The sequence below is a fragment of the Pseudomonas sp. B21-041 genome, from assembly GCF_024748675.1.
Lineage (GTDB): Bacteria > Pseudomonadota > Gammaproteobacteria > Pseudomonadales > Pseudomonadaceae > Aquipseudomonas > Aquipseudomonas neuropathica.
In genome coordinates, this window is the sequence record NZ_CP087175.1 from 3,249,909 (window position 1) to 3,265,389 (window position 15,481).

Consider the following 15,481-nt stretch of genomic DNA (forward strand, 5'->3'; position numbering starts at 1 on the left):
CGTATTTGCCTAAGGCCTGTCGCCTGAGTAGAATGCGATTAATTATCAATCATGTACTTTCCGGGGATTCGATGCGCAGCGATGAAACGCTAGGTACTGCAGATCTAGGGCTGCTCTATCGCACCCACCACTCGTGGTTACACGGCTGGCTGATCCGACGCATTGGATGTCGCGATAACGCAGCAGATTTGGCGCAGGACACCTTCGTACGCCTGCTTAAATCCCGTCAGACCAGCCCCTTGCGCGAACCCCGTGCCTATTTGAGCAGTATCGCCCGTGGACTGATGATTGATCAGTATCGTCGTCGCGAACTCGAGCGTGCCTACCTGGAAAGCGTCACGTTGCTGCCTCAACACGAGGTTCCCTCGGAAGAAAGCCGGCTGCTGATTCTTGATGCGCTGGAGCGCATAGACCGCATGCTCAGCATGCTTAAACCAAGGGTTCGTCAGGCGTTTTTATTTGCCCGACTCGACGGTCTGACATGCGCGCAAATAGCCGAAAAGCTCGGTGTTTCCCGGGCGACGATTGAGCGCGACCTGGCCACGGCCCTGCAACACTGCTATCACTTGCGTTATGTCGAGGCCTGAGCCGCAGGCGCTGGATCCGGCCATTGTTGAACAGGCGATCCAATGGCTGGTGCGCCTGCGCTTCAATCAAGCCGATGAACAAACACAGCACTCTTTTGAGCACTGGCTGCAGCAGCGCCCAGAGCATGTGTTGGCGTGGCAGCGTGTGGAAACGCTTGGGGATGAATTTACCGGCGTACCCGCTCAACTGGCGCGACAAACCCTTGATGGCAGCCATCAGGGAATGCGGCGGCGGGACAGCCTGAAGCTACTGGGTATATTGGCCACCGTTGGCACGGCAGCCTGGCTCGGCCGGGACTACACACCCGTACCCGCCATGCTTGCACAGCAGCGCAGCAGCACCGGCGAGCAACGACGCTTCCAACTCGATGATGGCAGCCTTATCCAGCTCAATAGCGATAGCGCCGTCGACAGCGATTTCGACGCCAAGCGACGCCTGATCATCCTGCGACGGGGTGAAATCATCGTGAATGTCGGCGCCGATCAACACTCGCCGCAAGCGCGACCGTTCTGGGTGCAATCACGTGACGGGATCATGCGCGCCCAGAGTTCCCGCTTTCTGGCACGCGAGCTTGACGAAGGCACTCTGGTCGCAGCTCAGGAAGGATCAGTCACAGTGTTCCCCGGCGCCAGTCAAAGTCCTGCAAGCCGCAGCGTTCAGGCAGGCAATCAACTGCTGTTTACCTCAAGCAGCGCCCGAACGTTCAGCGACAACGGCCTCGATCTGTGGAGCTGGGGTGACGGCGTGATCAGTGCGCGCAATATGCGCCTCAAGGATTTCATCGTGGAGTTGTCGCGTTATCGCCCCGGGGTATTGCGCTGCGCCGAAGAAGTCGCGGATCGCCGAGTTTCCGGCACCTTCCAGCTCGCCGACAACGATCAGGTTCTGGCACTGATCGCGCAGTCACTGCGCTTGCACATTGATTACCGAACCCGTTACTGGGTAACCGTGACCGCTGCGACCTGAGCCCATCAAAACCACCTAAAAAATAATGAGGTGGTTTCTCATTATCGTTCGACCTCTAAGGAAGGCCGGAATACAGGCCAGTCTGTCGATGTCCTTTCTTGGAGCGAGAAAATGAGTTCGTCCCCGGTTTCACAGCGCCATCCATTAAATCGTGCCTTGCAGGGTGCGATGCTGGGTTTGATCGTCAGCAGCTACGCATTGCCATCACTGGCGCAAACGTCGAGCGCTGACCACAGCAATCAAGTCAAGCAATGGAACATCGCTGCCGGCCCACTGGCGCCGGCGCTTGATCGCTTTGCGCGCGAGGCCGGCATCAGTCTTTCCTTCGACGCGTCGAGTGTTGCGAACCGCACCACTGCCGGCGTGAATGGCTCGCTCGATACGTCGGCAGCGCTGTCATCGTTGCTGCAGGGGAGCCAATTGCAGATCGAACAGCAAGGCCCGAATGCTTACTTGCTGATCCCTCAAGCCAAGACCGCCGGCCCGCTGGAGCTCGACGCAACGGATGTCGAGGATTACCGCCTTGCCCCCCTCATCATCAATGCCAAGGTCAGGGTCAGTGCCGACGACGATGCCAACTCGGTGGTCGCCAAGGAACTCTGGGTTGGCGGCAAGGTGGCAACCAGCATTCTCAACACACCGGCATCGGTATCAGTTGTTACCAACAAGGAAATGGAGCAACGCAGCGTCAGCACCACAGAAGAGGCGCTGCAATACACGCCCGGCGTGATCACTGACTTCTACGGTACGGATGACCGCAATGACTATTTCCAGATCCGCGGCTTCCAGGCCACCACTTACCGTGACGGCTTGACCCTGAGTTCGATGCGCGGCGTACGCGAAGATCCATTCGCTTATGAGCGCATCGAGATTCTGCGTGGCGCCAACTCCACCCTGTTTGGCCCGGCGGACCCTGGCGGCTCGGTAAACTTCGTGAGCAAACAGCCGCGATTCGAGCAGTTTGGCCAAGGCTATGTGACCTACGGTTCCTTTGACCATGTCGAGACAGGCATCGATGTCGGGGATGCACTGAACGACGAGAAAACCTTGGCCGGCCGATTTACTGCCAAAGGCCAAAACAGCGACCGCGAGTACGATCACTCGCAGGACGATAACCAGTTGTTTATGGGTGGCCTGACCTGGGCACCGACGGATTACACGTCGGCGACGATGATTCTGGACTACCTGAAAACCGAAAGTTCGCCCAACAGTGGCGGTTATCCGCTGGACAAGGAATACGACCGCAGCAAGTTTTATGGCGAGCCCAGCTACAACTTTCACGATGTCGAGCGCACCAGTCTCAGCGGTAACGTCACCCATGACTTCGACAACGGCTTCGTACTGCGCAGCAATCTGCGTTACAGCAAGTTGACCGATGATTTTGGCTACGTTTACCTCAGCGACAGCGCCGCACGTGTCGGTACTACAGTTGACCGCTATCAGTTTGGAACGGACACCGAAGCCGACCAGTTCAACGGCAATCTGATGCTGCAATACGATGCCCGCTTCGAGAACATCGACAGCAGCAGCCTGGTCGGCGTGGAGTACCTCGATTCGACCACCAAGGAAAGCTCGGTCTACGCCCCGACGACCTCGATTGACATTGCAAACCCCGTGTTTACAGGCGTTTCACGCTCAATCGCGCCGTATGCCGTCAACAAGCGAGACGCGACCACCAAGGCCGTATTCCTTCAGCAGAACCTGTCGTTCTACGAGCGTTTCATCGTCACCGGCGGTGTGCGCAACGACTCGATGGACCTGACCAGCAAAGGTTTGCAATCCACAGAGAAAGACACTTTCTCCGAAACCTCCTACCGAGGTGCGTTGACCTATATCGTCAACGACGAGGTGTCCACTTATATCAGCATGGTGGAATCGGTCTCGCCGCCGCAGGTTGGCGTCACCCCGCAGACGGGCCGGCAGTACGAAGTGGGCGTGAAGTATGCGCCGATGGGGATGGACGCACTGTTCTCCGCAGCCGTTTATGACCTGACCCAGGAAAACGTCACCATCGCTGTGGTGCTGCCGAGCGGCATCATTGAGCAACAGACCGTGGGCGAGTCGCGGGCGCGTGGCCTCGATCTGGAGGCGAAAGCGCAGGTGACGCAGAACCTCAGCCTGATCGGTGGTTATTCCTATATGGAGTCCGAAGTACTGCGCGGTTCGTTATACGACGGCAGTTCGCTGAAGGGTAATGAGTTCTCCACGGCACCCAAGCATTCCGCTTCGCTCTGGAGCTATTACGACGTGCCCGCGACTGATGTCAGCGTTGGCTTGGGGGCGCGCTACGTCGGTTCTTATTACTTCGATGCCGCCAACTCCGACAAAAGCGATGGCACCACGCTGTTCGACGCCGCCTTCAACTACAAGATCGCCAAAGGCACCGACCTTGCGGTGAACCTCAGCAACCTGTTCGATGAGCAGCACGTGGTCGGTTCCGGCACGGCGAACTTCTACAACCCGGGTCGCGAGATTACCGCCAAAGTGAGTTACAAGTGGTAAGCAGGCGTGTAGGCCTTTTTTCCCATATAGAAAGCAGTGCCCGCTTAACCGCGGGCACCGTCAATTCTAGCGATCGAAGACTCGGTCAAGTCTGGCTTTATTGGGTCAACGAGCTGCGCCAGTACATATGCTGAAAACTGACGTTCTACACTCGCCCAATTTCAGATGGGCATCAAGCTCCCGCCGGCGCATTCGCCTCGACAAGATGAACCTCCGTGGCATTGCGCCCCGCCACCCAGGCCAGCACTGACGCGACAACCAACACCGCAGCACTGAGCTCGAATGTGGCTTTGTATCCGCTCAGGTCAAAAGCCAGACCACCAATGATCGCGCCTCCGGCGATCGCCAGTTGCACAATGGCCACGAGCAAGCCGCCTCCGGCTTCCGCATCATCCGGCAGCGTCTGCGCCAGCCATGTCCACCAGCCGACCGGCGCGGCCGTGGCAACCAGTCCCCAGAGGCCGAGCAACACGGCGGTCAGCACCGGTGATTTGCCGAAGCTGACCAACGCCAGCGCGATGGCCGCCATGATCAGCGGGATGACGGTCAACGTGCGGTAGAGGCCGCGCCCCATAAACCGTTCGATCAGAAAGGTGCCGATAAAACCGGCCAGTCCCAGCCCCAGCAGCATCAAGGACAACGTTGAGACACTGACGCCCGTCACGCCTTCAAGAAAGGGCCGCAGGTAGGTGAACAGCATGAATTGGCCCATGAAAAAGACGCTGACGGCGACCATGCCCAAGGCCACCGGCGGCTGCTTCATCAGGCGCAGGACGTTGCCGCTATTTGCCTGGCGCTCAGCCTTGAACGACGGCAGGCTGATCATCAGCCACACGGCGGCAAGCACCGCGACCGGAACCACACAGAAGAATGCGCCACGCCAGCCAATCAGCGAGCCAAGAAAGCTGCCCGCCGGAGCGGCGATTACGGTGGCCAGCGCGTTACCGCCATTGACGATGGCCAGCGCTCGCGAAACCTGTTCAGGCTTCACCAGACGCATTGCAGTCGCCGCCGATAGTGACCAGAAACCCCCAATCGCTATCCCGATCAACGCACGCCCAACCATGAATGACGGATAACCCGGCGCGACCGCGACGACCGTACCGGAGACGATCATCAGCAAGGTCAGGCCCAGCAGCAATTTCTTGCGTTCGATGCGCGCGGCGACCGAGGCAATCAGCAGGCTGGTGATCAGGGCAAAGGCACCGGACACGGAAATGCCCTGCCCGGCCTGGCCTTCGGTGATATGCAGGTCGGCTGCAATCGGCGTCAGCAGGCTGACCGGCATGAATTCTGAAGCGACCAAAGCGAATGCGGCCAGCGACATGGCCAGCACAGCGCTCCAGCCGCCGGTTCTTTTAGAAGGATCTGTAGAAGGAAACGTCATGGGAACTACCTGTGGTGCGAAAAACCTGTGGATGTTATGCGCAGGGACAAGCAGCTTGAAACCCATTCGGGCACTGCCCCTGTAACAGATAGACACATTCTCCCGGTCAATCCGGCCCTTCCCTAGCGCATTCCTCTTGAATGCTTGCCTGATCCTCTGGCGATGCAGGGTGATGGATAGGAAACGTCTCGCGCGCGGATTAGAGTTCGGTCAACAGGAGTGACCCGACATGATCCCTACCCCTCTGCCCCAGGAATCGCCTTTGGCGTTGAACATTGACCCGCGTGTGAGCGCGCCGGGTGACTTCGCCACGGCCATACCCGGCTTGTCGCTGTTTCGTCGCGACCAGCCGGCGCCCCCCGTTGTGTGCATGATCGAACCGAGTCTGATTCTCGTCGGTCGCGGCGAAAAGCGCTTGTGGGTCGGTGGCGAGGGTTACAGCTACGACCCTTCGCGGTTTCTGGTGACCTCACTGGACCTGCCCGCCAACTCCGAAGTGATGCTCGCCAGTCCAGCACAGCCCTGTGTCGGCCTGGTGCTGAAACTGGATGTCAGCATGCTCGCCGAGGTCATCACCAAGAGCGGCTTGCCGGCCAAGCGGCAGCCAGCAACGGGCACGGGCGCCGCGATTGGCAGTCTGTCGTCTGCCCTGGAAGGCGCACTCGATCGCCTGCTGGCATTGCTTGATGAACCCGAGGCGATCCCCGTGCTGGCGCCGCTGATTCTGCGCGAAATCCACTATCGGCTGCTGCACACCGATCAAGGCGCACGGCTGCGGCAGATCACGGCCGTCGATGGCCAGGGTTACCGCATTGCCAAGGCCATCGACTGGCTCAAGGTCAACTACACCGATGCCCTGCGCATCGACGATCTGGCCGCGCGGGTGCAGATGAGCGCGCCGACCTTTCACCATCATTTCCGCCAGCTCACCGGCATGAGTCCGTTGCAGTACCAGAAATGGCTGCGGCTGAACGAGGCCCGCCGGCTGATGCTGGTCGAGCGCCTCGACGTTTCGCGGGCGGCGTTTGCGGTTGGCTATGAAAGTCCTTCGCAGTTCAGCCGCGAATATGCCCGGCTGTTCGGCACCGCGCCGAGTCGTGACATCGCCCTTCTGCGCGGTCAGCCATTCGAGGCAGAGGCGCTCGGCACAGTCGCGAATTGAACGAAAACCGGTGATGAGCCTCGCCGCGCGTCACCGCTCATAACAATGCACGTCAACCGATGATCAGCGGGTGAATCATGGAACTACGAATCAACCAGAAGACCTATCAGGTCGATGCCGACGCCGATACACCCTTGCTGTGGGTGATCCGCGATGATCTGGGCATGACCGGCACCAAGTACGGCTGCGGACTGGCGCAATGTGGCGCCTGCTCGGTGCTGGTGGATGGCAACGTCGTGCGCTCGTGCGTCACACCGGTGGCGGGTGTGGTCGGCCGCGAGGTCACCACCATTGAGGCGATCGAAAGCGATGACGTGGGCAAACGGGTGGTGTCGACTTGGGTCGATCTGCAGGTCGCGCAGTGCGGCTACTGCCAGTCCGGGCAGGTGATGGCCGCCACTGCGCTGCTCAAACAAAACCCTAAACCGAGTGATGCGCAGATCGAGGCAGCGATGGTCAATCTGTGCCGCTGCGGTACTTACAACGCGATTCATGCCGCCGTGCATGAACTGGCCGGCAAGGGAGAAGCGTGATGAACGTTCGTATCGACCCTTCACAGCAAGCCTCGGTACTGGATCTGCACGAACCGATCAATGTTTCGCGCAGACGTTTTCTCACCGGCACCGCCGTCGGCGCTCTGGTTCTCGGATTCGGTCTGCCGCTGGGTGCGACACGCGTGCAAGCTGCCGTTGCAACGGCGACGGCTGAGCGCGGCACGCAGGTCCCGGCGTTTCTCGAGATCCGTCCGGACAATCGCGTGCGTTTGCTCTGCCCGTTCATGGAAGGCGGACAAGGCACTTTCACGGCAATGGCGCAGATTGTCGGTGAAGAACTGGATGCCGACCCGGCGACCTTCCTGGTCGAAGCGGCGCCGCCCGGCGAAGCCTATGTGGTGTTGGAAAACGGCATGCGCATCACTGGCGGCAGCATGTCGGTGCGCATGAGTTACCCGGTGATGCGCCGCCTCGGCGCCCTTGCCCGCGCCATGTTATTGCAGGCGGGTGCGCAGCAACTTGGCGTACCAGTGAGCGAGTTGAGCACCGAGCCAGGCAAAGTCGTGCACGCCAAGTCGGGCCGCTCGCTGGCTTACGGTGAACTGGCCGAGCGCGCGATGGATCTGCCGGTTCCCGATCCGGCCTCCGTGAAGCTGCGTGATCCGAGCCAGTTCCGCTGGATCGGCAAACCGGTGAAGCGCCTCGATGCCTACGACAAGTCCACGGGCAAGGCGCTCTACAGCATCGATCTGAAGGTCGACGACATGCTCCATGCCGCCGTGCAACATGCCCCGCGCCTGGGCATGACGGTCGGCACTTTGCGCAACGAAGAGCAGGTCAAGGCAATGAAAGGCGTGCATTCCGTGCATCGTCTGCCGGGTGCCGTGGCGGTAGTCGCCGAGCGCTGGTGGCACGCCAAACGTGCGGTCGAGGCGATTCAGGTCGACTGGCAAGAGCCAACGGCCGACAGCAAAGTGCGGCCGATGCCCGCCGACTTTTCCAGCGATGCCTGGTTCAAGCGCCTCGCGGAAGATAAAGGCCCGGCCAAAGATGATGAACATGAAGGCGACGTGGCGGCGATTCTCAAGGAAACCAAGACCCGGATCGACGCCACTTACCACAACCAATACCTGAACCACGGGCAGTTGGAGCCGCCGTCGGCACTGGCGCGATTCAACCCGGACGGTTCGCTGGAAGTCTGGTTGCCGAATCAGGCGCCGGACATGTTCCGTGCGGACATCGCCAAACGCACGGGCCTCGATATTTCGCGCATCACCTTGCATTCGCCGCTGCTGGGCGGGTTCTTTGGCCGGCATTTCCTCTACGATTCGGCCAGTCCCTATCCGCAGGCGATCGCGCTGGCGCAAGCGGTTGGCCGCCCGGTCAAACTGATCTGGAGTCGCGAAGAAGAGTTCCTGCGTGACGTGCTTCGTCCCGTTGCCGCAGTGAATTTCCGTGCCGCACTGGACAGCGACGGCTGGCCGCTGGCAATCGAAGCGATCAGTGCCACCGAAGGCCCGACCGAAGCCCTCGCCGGCAAGCAGGGTGAGAAGCTTGATCCGACGGCACTTGAAGGCTTGTCCGGCAAGTCCTACGCGATCCCTAACAAGCGCATCGCGCAGATCTACGTCAAAGGCCCGGCCATGCTCGGTTACTGGCGTTCGGTGGGCAATTCGCTCAACGACTTCTTCTATGAATCGTTCCTCGACGAACTGGCCGACAAGGGCGGCAAAGACCCGTTCGATTTGCGCCTGCATCTGTTACGCGACAACAAGCGCTTGACCACTCTGCTGCAAGCGGTGGGTGAGCTATCCGGAGGCTGGAAGCGCGGGCCGTTTACCGCCGAGGATGGCAGCAAACGTGCGCGCGGCGTGGCCATGGCTTCGCCGTTCGGTACGGAGACCGCGGTGATCGCCGAGGTGTCCATCGAGAACGGCCAAGTCAAGGTGCACGATATCTGGCAAGCGATTGACCCGGGCAGCATCGTCAACCCAGCGATCGTCGAGGCTCAGGTCAATGGCGCCGTGGCGCTGGGGCTGTCGCAAACCCTGGTGGAAGAAGCCGTGTGGATTGATGGCAAACCCCGGGCGCGCAACTACGACTTGTATCCGATCCTGCCGCCTGCGCGGATGGCTCGGGTCCATGTGCGTGTGGTCGAGAGTGGCGAAAAAATGGGTGGCATCGGTGAACCGCCGCTGCCTGCGGTCGCGCCCGCCGTCGCTAACGCGGTGGCAAGGCTAACCGGTCAGCGGGTGCGCAGCCTGCCCATGAGCCGACACACCTTCACTTGATCAGCGCCGGAGCGTCCATGAATAACAGCCGATTCGCAAGAACCGCTGGCTGGCTGGCAGTGCCGTGCCTGGTCGCGGCAGGCCTGCTGGCCTGGTATGTCACTCGCGAGCCTGTCTCGCGCCTGGAAACCCATCAGATCGCCGTTGCTGACATCGATCCGGCACTGGTCGCCCGTGGCGAATACGTCGCCCGACTCAGCGATTGCGTGGCCTGTCACAGCGTGCCGGGCGGTGCGCCGTTCGCCGGCGGCCTGGAAATGGCCACACCGCTGGGCTCAATCCATGCGACCAATATCACCCCGGACACGGAAACCGGCATTGGCCACTACAGCCTGGCGGACTTCGACCGGGCGGTACGCCACGGCGTGGCGCCCGACAGTCGCCGGTTGTATCCGGCGATGCCCTACCCGTCCTACGCCAAACTCAGTGATGACGACGTACGAGCGTTGTATGCGTTCTTCATGAAAGGCGTGGCGCCGGTGAAACAGGCGAACATCCCCAGTGCGATTCCGTTTCCACTGAACCTGCGCTGGCCGATTGCGCTGTGGAATGGCGTGTTTGTCGACGCCGAGCCTTATGCGGCGAAACCTTCGCAGGATGAACAGTGGAACCGTGGCGCTTACCTCGTTCAAGGCGCCGGGCATTGCGGCAGTTGCCACACGCCGCGCGGTTTGGCGTTCAACGAAAAGGCACTGGATGAGGCCGGTAAGCCATACCTCGCTGGCGCTTTGCTCGATGGCTGGTACGCACCGAGCCTGCGTGATGATCACAACACCGGGCTGGGCCGCTGGAGCGAACCGGAGATCGTCCAGTTCCTCAAGACCGGTCGCAACAAACATGCGGTGGTCTACGGCTCGATGACCGAAGCATTCAACAACTCCACGCAGTTCATGACCGATGACGATCTGACCGCGATTGCCCACTACCTGAAGTCCTTGCCTGGCGACCGCCAGCGCGATGGCGAGCCTTGGCAGTATCAAGCCGTTTCGGCGGCGGAGCGTCTCGACTCGCCCGGTGCTCATACCTACGTGACGCGCTGTGCTTCCTGCCATGGTCTGGACGGCAAGGGCCAGTCCGAATGGATGCCGCCGCTGGCCGGCGCGACTTCTGCACTGGCCAAGGAAAGCGCCTCGGCGATCAACATCACCCTCAATGGCTCGCAGCGTGTCGTCGCGGCTGGCGTGCCGGATGCCTATCGCATGCCGGCCTTCCGTGAACAGCTGTCGGATCAGCAGATCGCCGAAGTGCTGACCTTCATGCGCAGCACCTGGGGCAACCAAAGCACTGCGGTTGATGCGCAGACGGTGGGCAAACTGCGTGAACACACCGATCCGGCCAGCAGCAGCCCGATCATTCTGCAGATGCGCTAAGAGGAGACACTGATGGAAAGCATCGACTTGCTGGTCCTGCGCACAGCGCGGGACTGGCTTGCCGCTGGCGAGCGTGTATTGCTCGCCACGGTGGCGCGCACCTGGGGTTCTTCACCGCGTCCGACCGGTTCGATGATGGCTTTGCGTGACGATGGTCGCGTGGTGGGCAGTGTGTCCGGCGGCTGCATCGAGGACGATCTGATCCATCGCTATACCACGGCCCATGGCGGCAGCGCTTTTAGCGACAGCGCGCCGCAAGTGGTGCGCTATGGCGTCAGCGCCGATGAAGCGCATCGCTTTGGCTTGCCGTGCGGTGGCACGCTTGAACTGATCCTTGAGTTCAACCCGGCGTGGCAGTCGCTCGATGAACTGCTGACGCAACTGGACGCCGGGCAACTCGTTCGCCGTCGTCTGGCGTTGGAGTCTGGTCAGGTGATGCTCGAACCGACCGCAACGCCGGAACAGTTCAGCTTCGATGGCGTGCAGATGCTCAACACCTTGGGGCCGGGCTATCGAATGCTGATGATCGGTGCCGGCGCGCTGGCCGAGTATCTGGCGACCATGGCCTTGTTCAACGGTTTCAAGGTGGCGGTGTGCGATCCGCGTCCCGAGTACATCGAGACTTGGGCGGTAGACGGTGTGGAGCGCATTGTCGGCATGCCGGACGACGTGGTCCGCGACTTCGCGGTCGATCTGCGCACCTGCATCGTCGCCTTGAGTCATGATCCCAAACTCGACGATCTGGCCTTGCTCGAAGCGCTCCACGGCCCGGCGTTCTATATCGGCGCCATCGGCTCGCGGCGCAACAGCCAGCTGCGTCGCGAACGCCTGATCGAGCATTTTGGCGAGACCGAGGCGTCGCTTGCGCGTCTACACGGGCCGATCGGCCTGTACATTGGCAGCAAGACACCTGCGGAAATCGCCGTCAGCGTGATGGCCGAGATTCTTGCGGCGAAGAATGGCGCCCAACTGCCGCAAGCGTTCTCCATCGTCAGGGCCAAAGCGCTCGCCGAATGAGCCGCGCTGCTACTCTGCGACGGCGTTATCGGCAGGCAACGAAGCGAGCATTTCTGCGCGGCATACCTCAAGAATCTCGTCTGCCAGCGCGGAATCATCCGGGCAGGCACGCGACAGGATAATCGCGCCGACGGCCCGCGACAGCAGGTCGATCATCTGCTTGCGCCCCTCACCCGCCTCGGCATCCGGCCCGCTCGGGTATTTCTCGCCCAGGGTTTGCAGGGTGTGCTCAATGCCCTCGGCAAACGTCGCTTTCACCTCATCCGACTGACGCGCCGCGTCGCCGCCCAACGCGGCCATGGTGCAACCGTCGCCGCGTCCGTCGCGATGTTCTCTGTTCACATAGACGTTGATGAAGCCCGGAACATCCAGCGCTTGGGCGGCTGTCAGCGATTTGGCCAGACTGCACGCCGAGGCTTCGGCCATCAGGTCGGCCTTCGACCCGAAATGTTTATAGAAACCACCATGGGTGAAACCGGCGGCCGCCATGAGGTCCGCCACGCCGACGCCGTCAAAGCCGCGCTCACGGAACAGCTCTGAGGCGGTTTCAACGATGTGTTCTCGATTGGCCTGCGCCTGGGCCTTGGTCACTCTCACGTGCAATACCTCGTGTTTCCGGGGAAATCCTGCGTCCGATGATACATAGATGTTGGCCATAATCAAAACCATTGACAGTTTAGATTTAGATCATCATCCTAATTGCTCGCACCATCGATCTTCATCAACGGGCACGGAACAACCTCAATCGCCGCTGGCTGAATCGAGCATCAGCGCAAGCTGAGCGCGTTCTGCTTCTCACACCCTCAAAGAGAGATAAACCATGAGCACTCGCCCTACTGTTCTGATCACTGGCGCCTCCACCGGCATCGGCGCGGTCTACGCCGAACGCTTTGCGCAACGCGGCCACGATCTGGTGCTGGTCGCCCGCGATCAGGCGCGCCTGGATGCACTGGCTGCGCGCTTGCGCAGCGAGCATGACGTCGCCGTCGATGTGATCCCGGCGGACCTGACCCAACCCGGCGATCTGACCACTGTTGAAAACCGCCTGCGCGACGATGCCCGTATCGGCGTCCTCGTCAATAACGCCGGCGCGGCGCTGTCCGGCCATTTCGTCGAGCAAAGCACCGACAAAGTGGCGCAACTGGTCGCCCTCAACACCACCGCACTAGTGCGGCTTGCCAGCGCCATCGCTCCACGCCTGGCCAAGGCCGGTGACGGTGCGATCATCAACATCGGTTCGGTAGTTGGCCTCGCACCGGAGTTCGGCATGACGGTCTACGGCGCGACCAAGGCGTTTGTATTGTTCCTGTCCCAAGGACTGAGCCTGGAACTGTCGCCTCAGGGTGTCTACGTGCAGGCCGTGTTGCCGGCCGCCACACGCACGGAAATCTGGGATCGCTCCGGCGTCGACATCAACACCTTGAGCGAAATCATGGAGGTGGGTGATCTGGTGGATGCTGCGCTCGTCGGCTTCGATCGTCGCGAACCGGTGACCATTCCGCCGCTGCACGAAGCAGAGCGCTGGGATGCCTTGCAGGGCGCACGGCTGGGCCTGATCGGGCAAATCCGCCAATCTGAGGTTGCCCAGCGCTACCAGACGCCAGAGTGATCCTCAGCTAGCGAGCATGCGTTGCGGATTCGATGCAGTCACAAGGCACTGCATCGAATCCGCAACGCACCGACTACCATCCGTACACCGACAAGAGCCGCACCTCGATGAAAGCTTTTTTGATTGATCGCTATGGCAAACACCCCGGGCGCATCGGCGAAGCGCCGTTCCCGGCAGTGGGTTCTCACGACGTCTTGATCGAGGTCCATGCCAGCAGCGTCAACGTGCTGGACTCGAAGATCAGCACCGGCGAATTCAAGTTGATCCTCCCCTACGCGTTTCCATTGATTCTGGGCAACGATCTGGCAGGCGTGGTGACTGAAGTCGGCACGCAAGTGACACGCTTCAAACCGGGAGACGAGGTGTACGCTCGCCCACCCGAAGCACGAATCGGCACCTTCGCTGAGTTGATCGCCGTGAACGAAAATGCGATTGCCCTCAAACCGGCCAATACCGACATGGCACAGGCTGCTTCCCTGCCCTTGGTGGCACTGACCGCCTGGCAAGTGCTGGTCGAAACCGCCCAGCTGAAAAAAGGCCAGAAAGTACTGATTCACGCCGGCTCCGGCGGCGTCGGCACCGTTGCCATTCAGCTTGCCAAACACCTCGGTGCCTTTGTCGCCACAACCACCAGCACCGCGAATGTCGAATGGGTCAAGGCGCTAGGGGCTGACGTGGTGATCGATTACAAACAGCAGAACTTCGAAAGTGTCTTGCACGACTACGACGTGGTGTTGAACAGCCTCGGTTCTGATGTCCTGGAGAAGTCAATCAAGGTGCTCAAGCCCGGTGGCCAGCTGATTTCCATCTCTGGGCCACCCACCGCGCAATTCGCACAGGAGCAAGGTTTGTCCTGGCCCTTGCAGCAGGTCATGCGCCTGTTGAGCCTCGGCATTCGGCGCAAGGCACGCAAGCAGGACGTCAATTACGCATTCGTGTTCATGCGCGCCAACGGCGCCCAACTGCAGCAGATCAGCGCACTGGTCGAGGCCGGCATCATCAAACCGGTGATTGATCGAACGTTCCCCTTTGAATCTACAGCAGAGGCGTTGAAATACGTCGAGCAGGGACGCGCCAAGGGCAAGGTCGTTGTTTCGATCAAATGACGATTCCGGCTATTGCTGAGTCATCTATGGAAATCCGCTCACGGCGTTCTTCGACAGGTCATAGAACCCCTCCCGGCAAGAAGGGTCTGCTCTCTTATAACCTCTCAGGAATACCCCCATGTCCGCGCAACGCAACCTCGTCCTCCTCGCTCGGGGAGGCTATGCCGCCCGAGGAATGCTTTATCTGATCATCGGTATCTTTGCGTTGCTGGCAGCCCAGGATTCGACTAAACCGAAGGACAGCCACAAGAGTCTGGAAGCCTTGTTAGGCCAGCCATTCGGCTATTTTCTGGTTGGACTTGTCGTGGCGGGACTGCTCGCATTTGCCGCCTGGCGTGTCCTGCAGGCAACGCGTGATGTCGATCATCACGGCACAAAACTCAAAGGTCTGGTGATCCGCACAGGGTTGTTTGTGGGAGGTCTGGTCAACGGTGCTCTGGCGTTCTTTGCATTGGGCCTGCTCATCAGCGGGATTAAAAGCTCGGGCAATTCCGCAGGACAAACCAAAGACTGGCTGGCGAATCTTCTGTCCTGGGAACATTCGAACTGGCTGGTGTACCTGATCGCCCTCGTGCCGCTCGGTGTAGGCATTGCTCACATCATCAAGGGCTGGAAAGCGTCGTTCGAGAAGTATTTCGAGGCCGACGAAGAGGTCATGCGCTACGTCCGCCCGGTCTCGCGGTTTGGCCTGATCGCGCGCGGCGTCGTGTTTATCGAGATCGCATTGCTCCTGGCAATCAGCGGCTCTACCTATCAGGCCATGGATCCCCCGGGTATGAAGGAAGCGCTCGATGCGCTGCAGAATCTACCCGCTGGCTGGCTGATCTTGATGGTAATAGCCCTGGGGCTGATGGCGTTCTCGGTCTACAGTCTGTCGGAAGCTTGCTGGCGCAAGATCAATATGGATGTGCCAGGCGTATCGAGCACATAGCGTGTAACGTCTTTGCCGATGATCACTCGGGCGCTGCATCGATGAGCGAACCTTTCCC

13 protein-coding genes are annotated in these 15,481 nt (G+C 60.4%); 11 read left to right on the forward strand and 2 right to left on the reverse strand.

The annotated features are described in order from the left end of the window. Positions 1-71: 71 nt before the first annotated feature. From LOY43_RS14485 to LOY43_RS14495, 3 genes are all read left to right on the forward strand, one after another. On the forward strand, positions 72-587 hold the full coding sequence (locus tag LOY43_RS14485; RefSeq protein ID WP_150729239.1) for a sigma-70 family RNA polymerase sigma factor: 516 nt from the start codon (positions 72-74) through the stop codon (positions 585-587). Beyond that, the gene (locus LOY43_RS14490) at positions 574-1,554 is read left to right on the forward strand and encodes a FecR domain-containing protein (protein WP_258708240.1); all 981 of its coding nucleotides are present in this window, start codon (positions 574-576) and stop codon (positions 1,552-1,554) included. Before LOY43_RS14485 ends, LOY43_RS14490 begins: the two co-directional genes overlap by 14 nt. Positions 1,555-1,665: 111 nt before the next feature. Next, positions 1,666-4,056: a TonB-dependent siderophore receptor gene (locus LOY43_RS14495; RefSeq protein ID WP_220556211.1), complete on the forward strand. Its 2,391-nt coding sequence runs from the start codon at positions 1,666-1,668 to the stop codon at positions 4,054-4,056. 172 nt (positions 4,057-4,228) lie between these two features. Here LOY43_RS14495 and LOY43_RS14500 read toward each other — a convergent pair whose 3' ends face one another. Beyond that, positions 4,229-5,443 (reverse strand): MFS transporter, encoded by a 1,215-nt coding sequence (locus tag LOY43_RS14500; protein WP_258708241.1) that lies wholly within the window; start codon positions 5,441-5,443, stop codon positions 4,229-4,231. A 229-nt stretch (positions 5,444-5,672) separates the two neighbouring features. On the opposite strand from LOY43_RS14500, the gene LOY43_RS14505 reads away from it, so the two are divergent. The 5 genes from LOY43_RS14505 (at position 5,673) to LOY43_RS14525 (ending at position 11,777) form a co-directional block, all read left to right on the forward strand. Continuing rightward, complete coding sequence (locus LOY43_RS14505; RefSeq protein WP_258708242.1) at positions 5,673-6,605, forward strand: AraC family transcriptional regulator; 933 nt, start codon at positions 5,673-5,675, stop codon at positions 6,603-6,605. A 77-nt stretch (positions 6,606-6,682) separates the two neighbouring features. Continuing rightward, positions 6,683-7,138, forward strand: a complete 456-nt coding sequence (locus tag LOY43_RS14510) for a (2Fe-2S)-binding protein (RefSeq protein WP_007955170.1) — start codon at positions 6,683-6,685, stop codon at positions 7,136-7,138. After that, positions 7,138-9,390, forward strand: coding sequence for a molybdopterin cofactor-binding domain-containing protein (locus LOY43_RS14515; protein ID WP_220556212.1), 2,253 nt, complete (start codon positions 7,138-7,140; stop codon positions 9,388-9,390). Before LOY43_RS14510 ends, LOY43_RS14515 begins: the two co-directional genes overlap by 1 nt. A 17-nt stretch (positions 9,391-9,407) precedes the next feature. Then, positions 9,408-10,760 carry a cytochrome c gene (locus tag LOY43_RS14520; RefSeq protein ID WP_095049016.1) on the forward strand — a complete coding sequence of 451 codons (1,353 nt, stop codon included), beginning with the start codon at positions 9,408-9,410 and terminating at the stop codon, positions 10,758-10,760. Positions 10,761-10,772: 12 nt separating this feature from the next. Then, a complete protein-coding gene (locus LOY43_RS14525) occupies positions 10,773-11,777 on the forward strand; it encodes an XdhC family protein (RefSeq protein ID WP_095126014.1) in 1,005 nt (334 codons plus the stop codon). Between the two features lie 9 nt (positions 11,778-11,786). On the opposite strand, the gene LOY43_RS14530 is transcribed toward LOY43_RS14525, so the two are convergent. Continuing rightward, the gene (locus LOY43_RS14530) at positions 11,787-12,374 is read right to left on the reverse strand and encodes a TetR family transcriptional regulator (protein ID WP_258708243.1); all 588 of its coding nucleotides are present in this window, start codon (positions 12,372-12,374) and stop codon (positions 11,787-11,789) included. 223 nt (positions 12,375-12,597) lie between these two features. Here LOY43_RS14530 and LOY43_RS14535 point away from each other — a divergent pair, with 223 nt between their 5' ends. The 3 genes from LOY43_RS14535 (at position 12,598) to LOY43_RS14545 (ending at position 15,423) form a co-directional block, all read left to right on the forward strand. Further along, complete coding sequence (locus LOY43_RS14535) at positions 12,598-13,386, forward strand: SDR family oxidoreductase (protein WP_034154110.1); 789 nt, start codon at positions 12,598-12,600, stop codon at positions 13,384-13,386. A gap of 107 nt (positions 13,387-13,493) precedes the next feature. Continuing rightward, complete coding sequence (locus LOY43_RS14540; protein ID WP_220558870.1) at positions 13,494-14,492, forward strand: NADP-dependent oxidoreductase; 999 nt, start codon at positions 13,494-13,496, stop codon at positions 14,490-14,492. A gap of 118 nt (positions 14,493-14,610) precedes the next feature. Next, on the forward strand, positions 14,611-15,423 hold the full coding sequence (locus LOY43_RS14545) for a DUF1206 domain-containing protein (RefSeq protein WP_034154112.1): 813 nt from the start codon (positions 14,611-14,613) through the stop codon (positions 15,421-15,423). Positions 15,424-15,481: the final 58 nt, after the last annotated feature.

Coding starts and splice junctions, on each gene's coding strand:
- LOY43_RS14490 (WP_258708240.1), top strand. CDS start 574: ATGTCGAGGCCTGAGCCGCAGGCGCTGGATCCGGCCATTGTTGAACAG.
- LOY43_RS14540 (WP_220558870.1), top strand. CDS start 13,494: ATGAAAGCTTTTTTGATTGATCGCTATGGCAAACACCCCGGGCGCATC.
- LOY43_RS14505 (WP_258708242.1), top strand. CDS start 5,673: ATGATCCCTACCCCTCTGCCCCAGGAATCGCCTTTGGCGTTGAACATT.
- LOY43_RS14500 (WP_258708241.1), bottom strand. CDS start 5,443: ATGACGTTTCCTTCTACAGATCCTTCTAAAAGAACCGGCGGCTGGAGC.
- LOY43_RS14485 (WP_150729239.1), top strand. CDS start 72: ATGCGCAGCGATGAAACGCTAGGTACTGCAGATCTAGGGCTGCTCTAT.
- LOY43_RS14535 (WP_034154110.1), top strand. CDS start 12,598: ATGAGCACTCGCCCTACTGTTCTGATCACTGGCGCCTCCACCGGCATC.
- LOY43_RS14515 (WP_220556212.1), top strand. CDS start 7,138: ATGAACGTTCGTATCGACCCTTCACAGCAAGCCTCGGTACTGGATCTG.
- LOY43_RS14525 (WP_095126014.1), top strand. CDS start 10,773: ATGGAAAGCATCGACTTGCTGGTCCTGCGCACAGCGCGGGACTGGCTT.
- LOY43_RS14545 (WP_034154112.1), top strand. CDS start 14,611: ATGTCCGCGCAACGCAACCTCGTCCTCCTCGCTCGGGGAGGCTATGCC.
- LOY43_RS14495 (WP_220556211.1), top strand. CDS start 1,666: ATGAGTTCGTCCCCGGTTTCACAGCGCCATCCATTAAATCGTGCCTTG.
- LOY43_RS14510 (WP_007955170.1), top strand. CDS start 6,683: ATGGAACTACGAATCAACCAGAAGACCTATCAGGTCGATGCCGACGCC.
- LOY43_RS14520 (WP_095049016.1), top strand. CDS start 9,408: ATGAATAACAGCCGATTCGCAAGAACCGCTGGCTGGCTGGCAGTGCCG.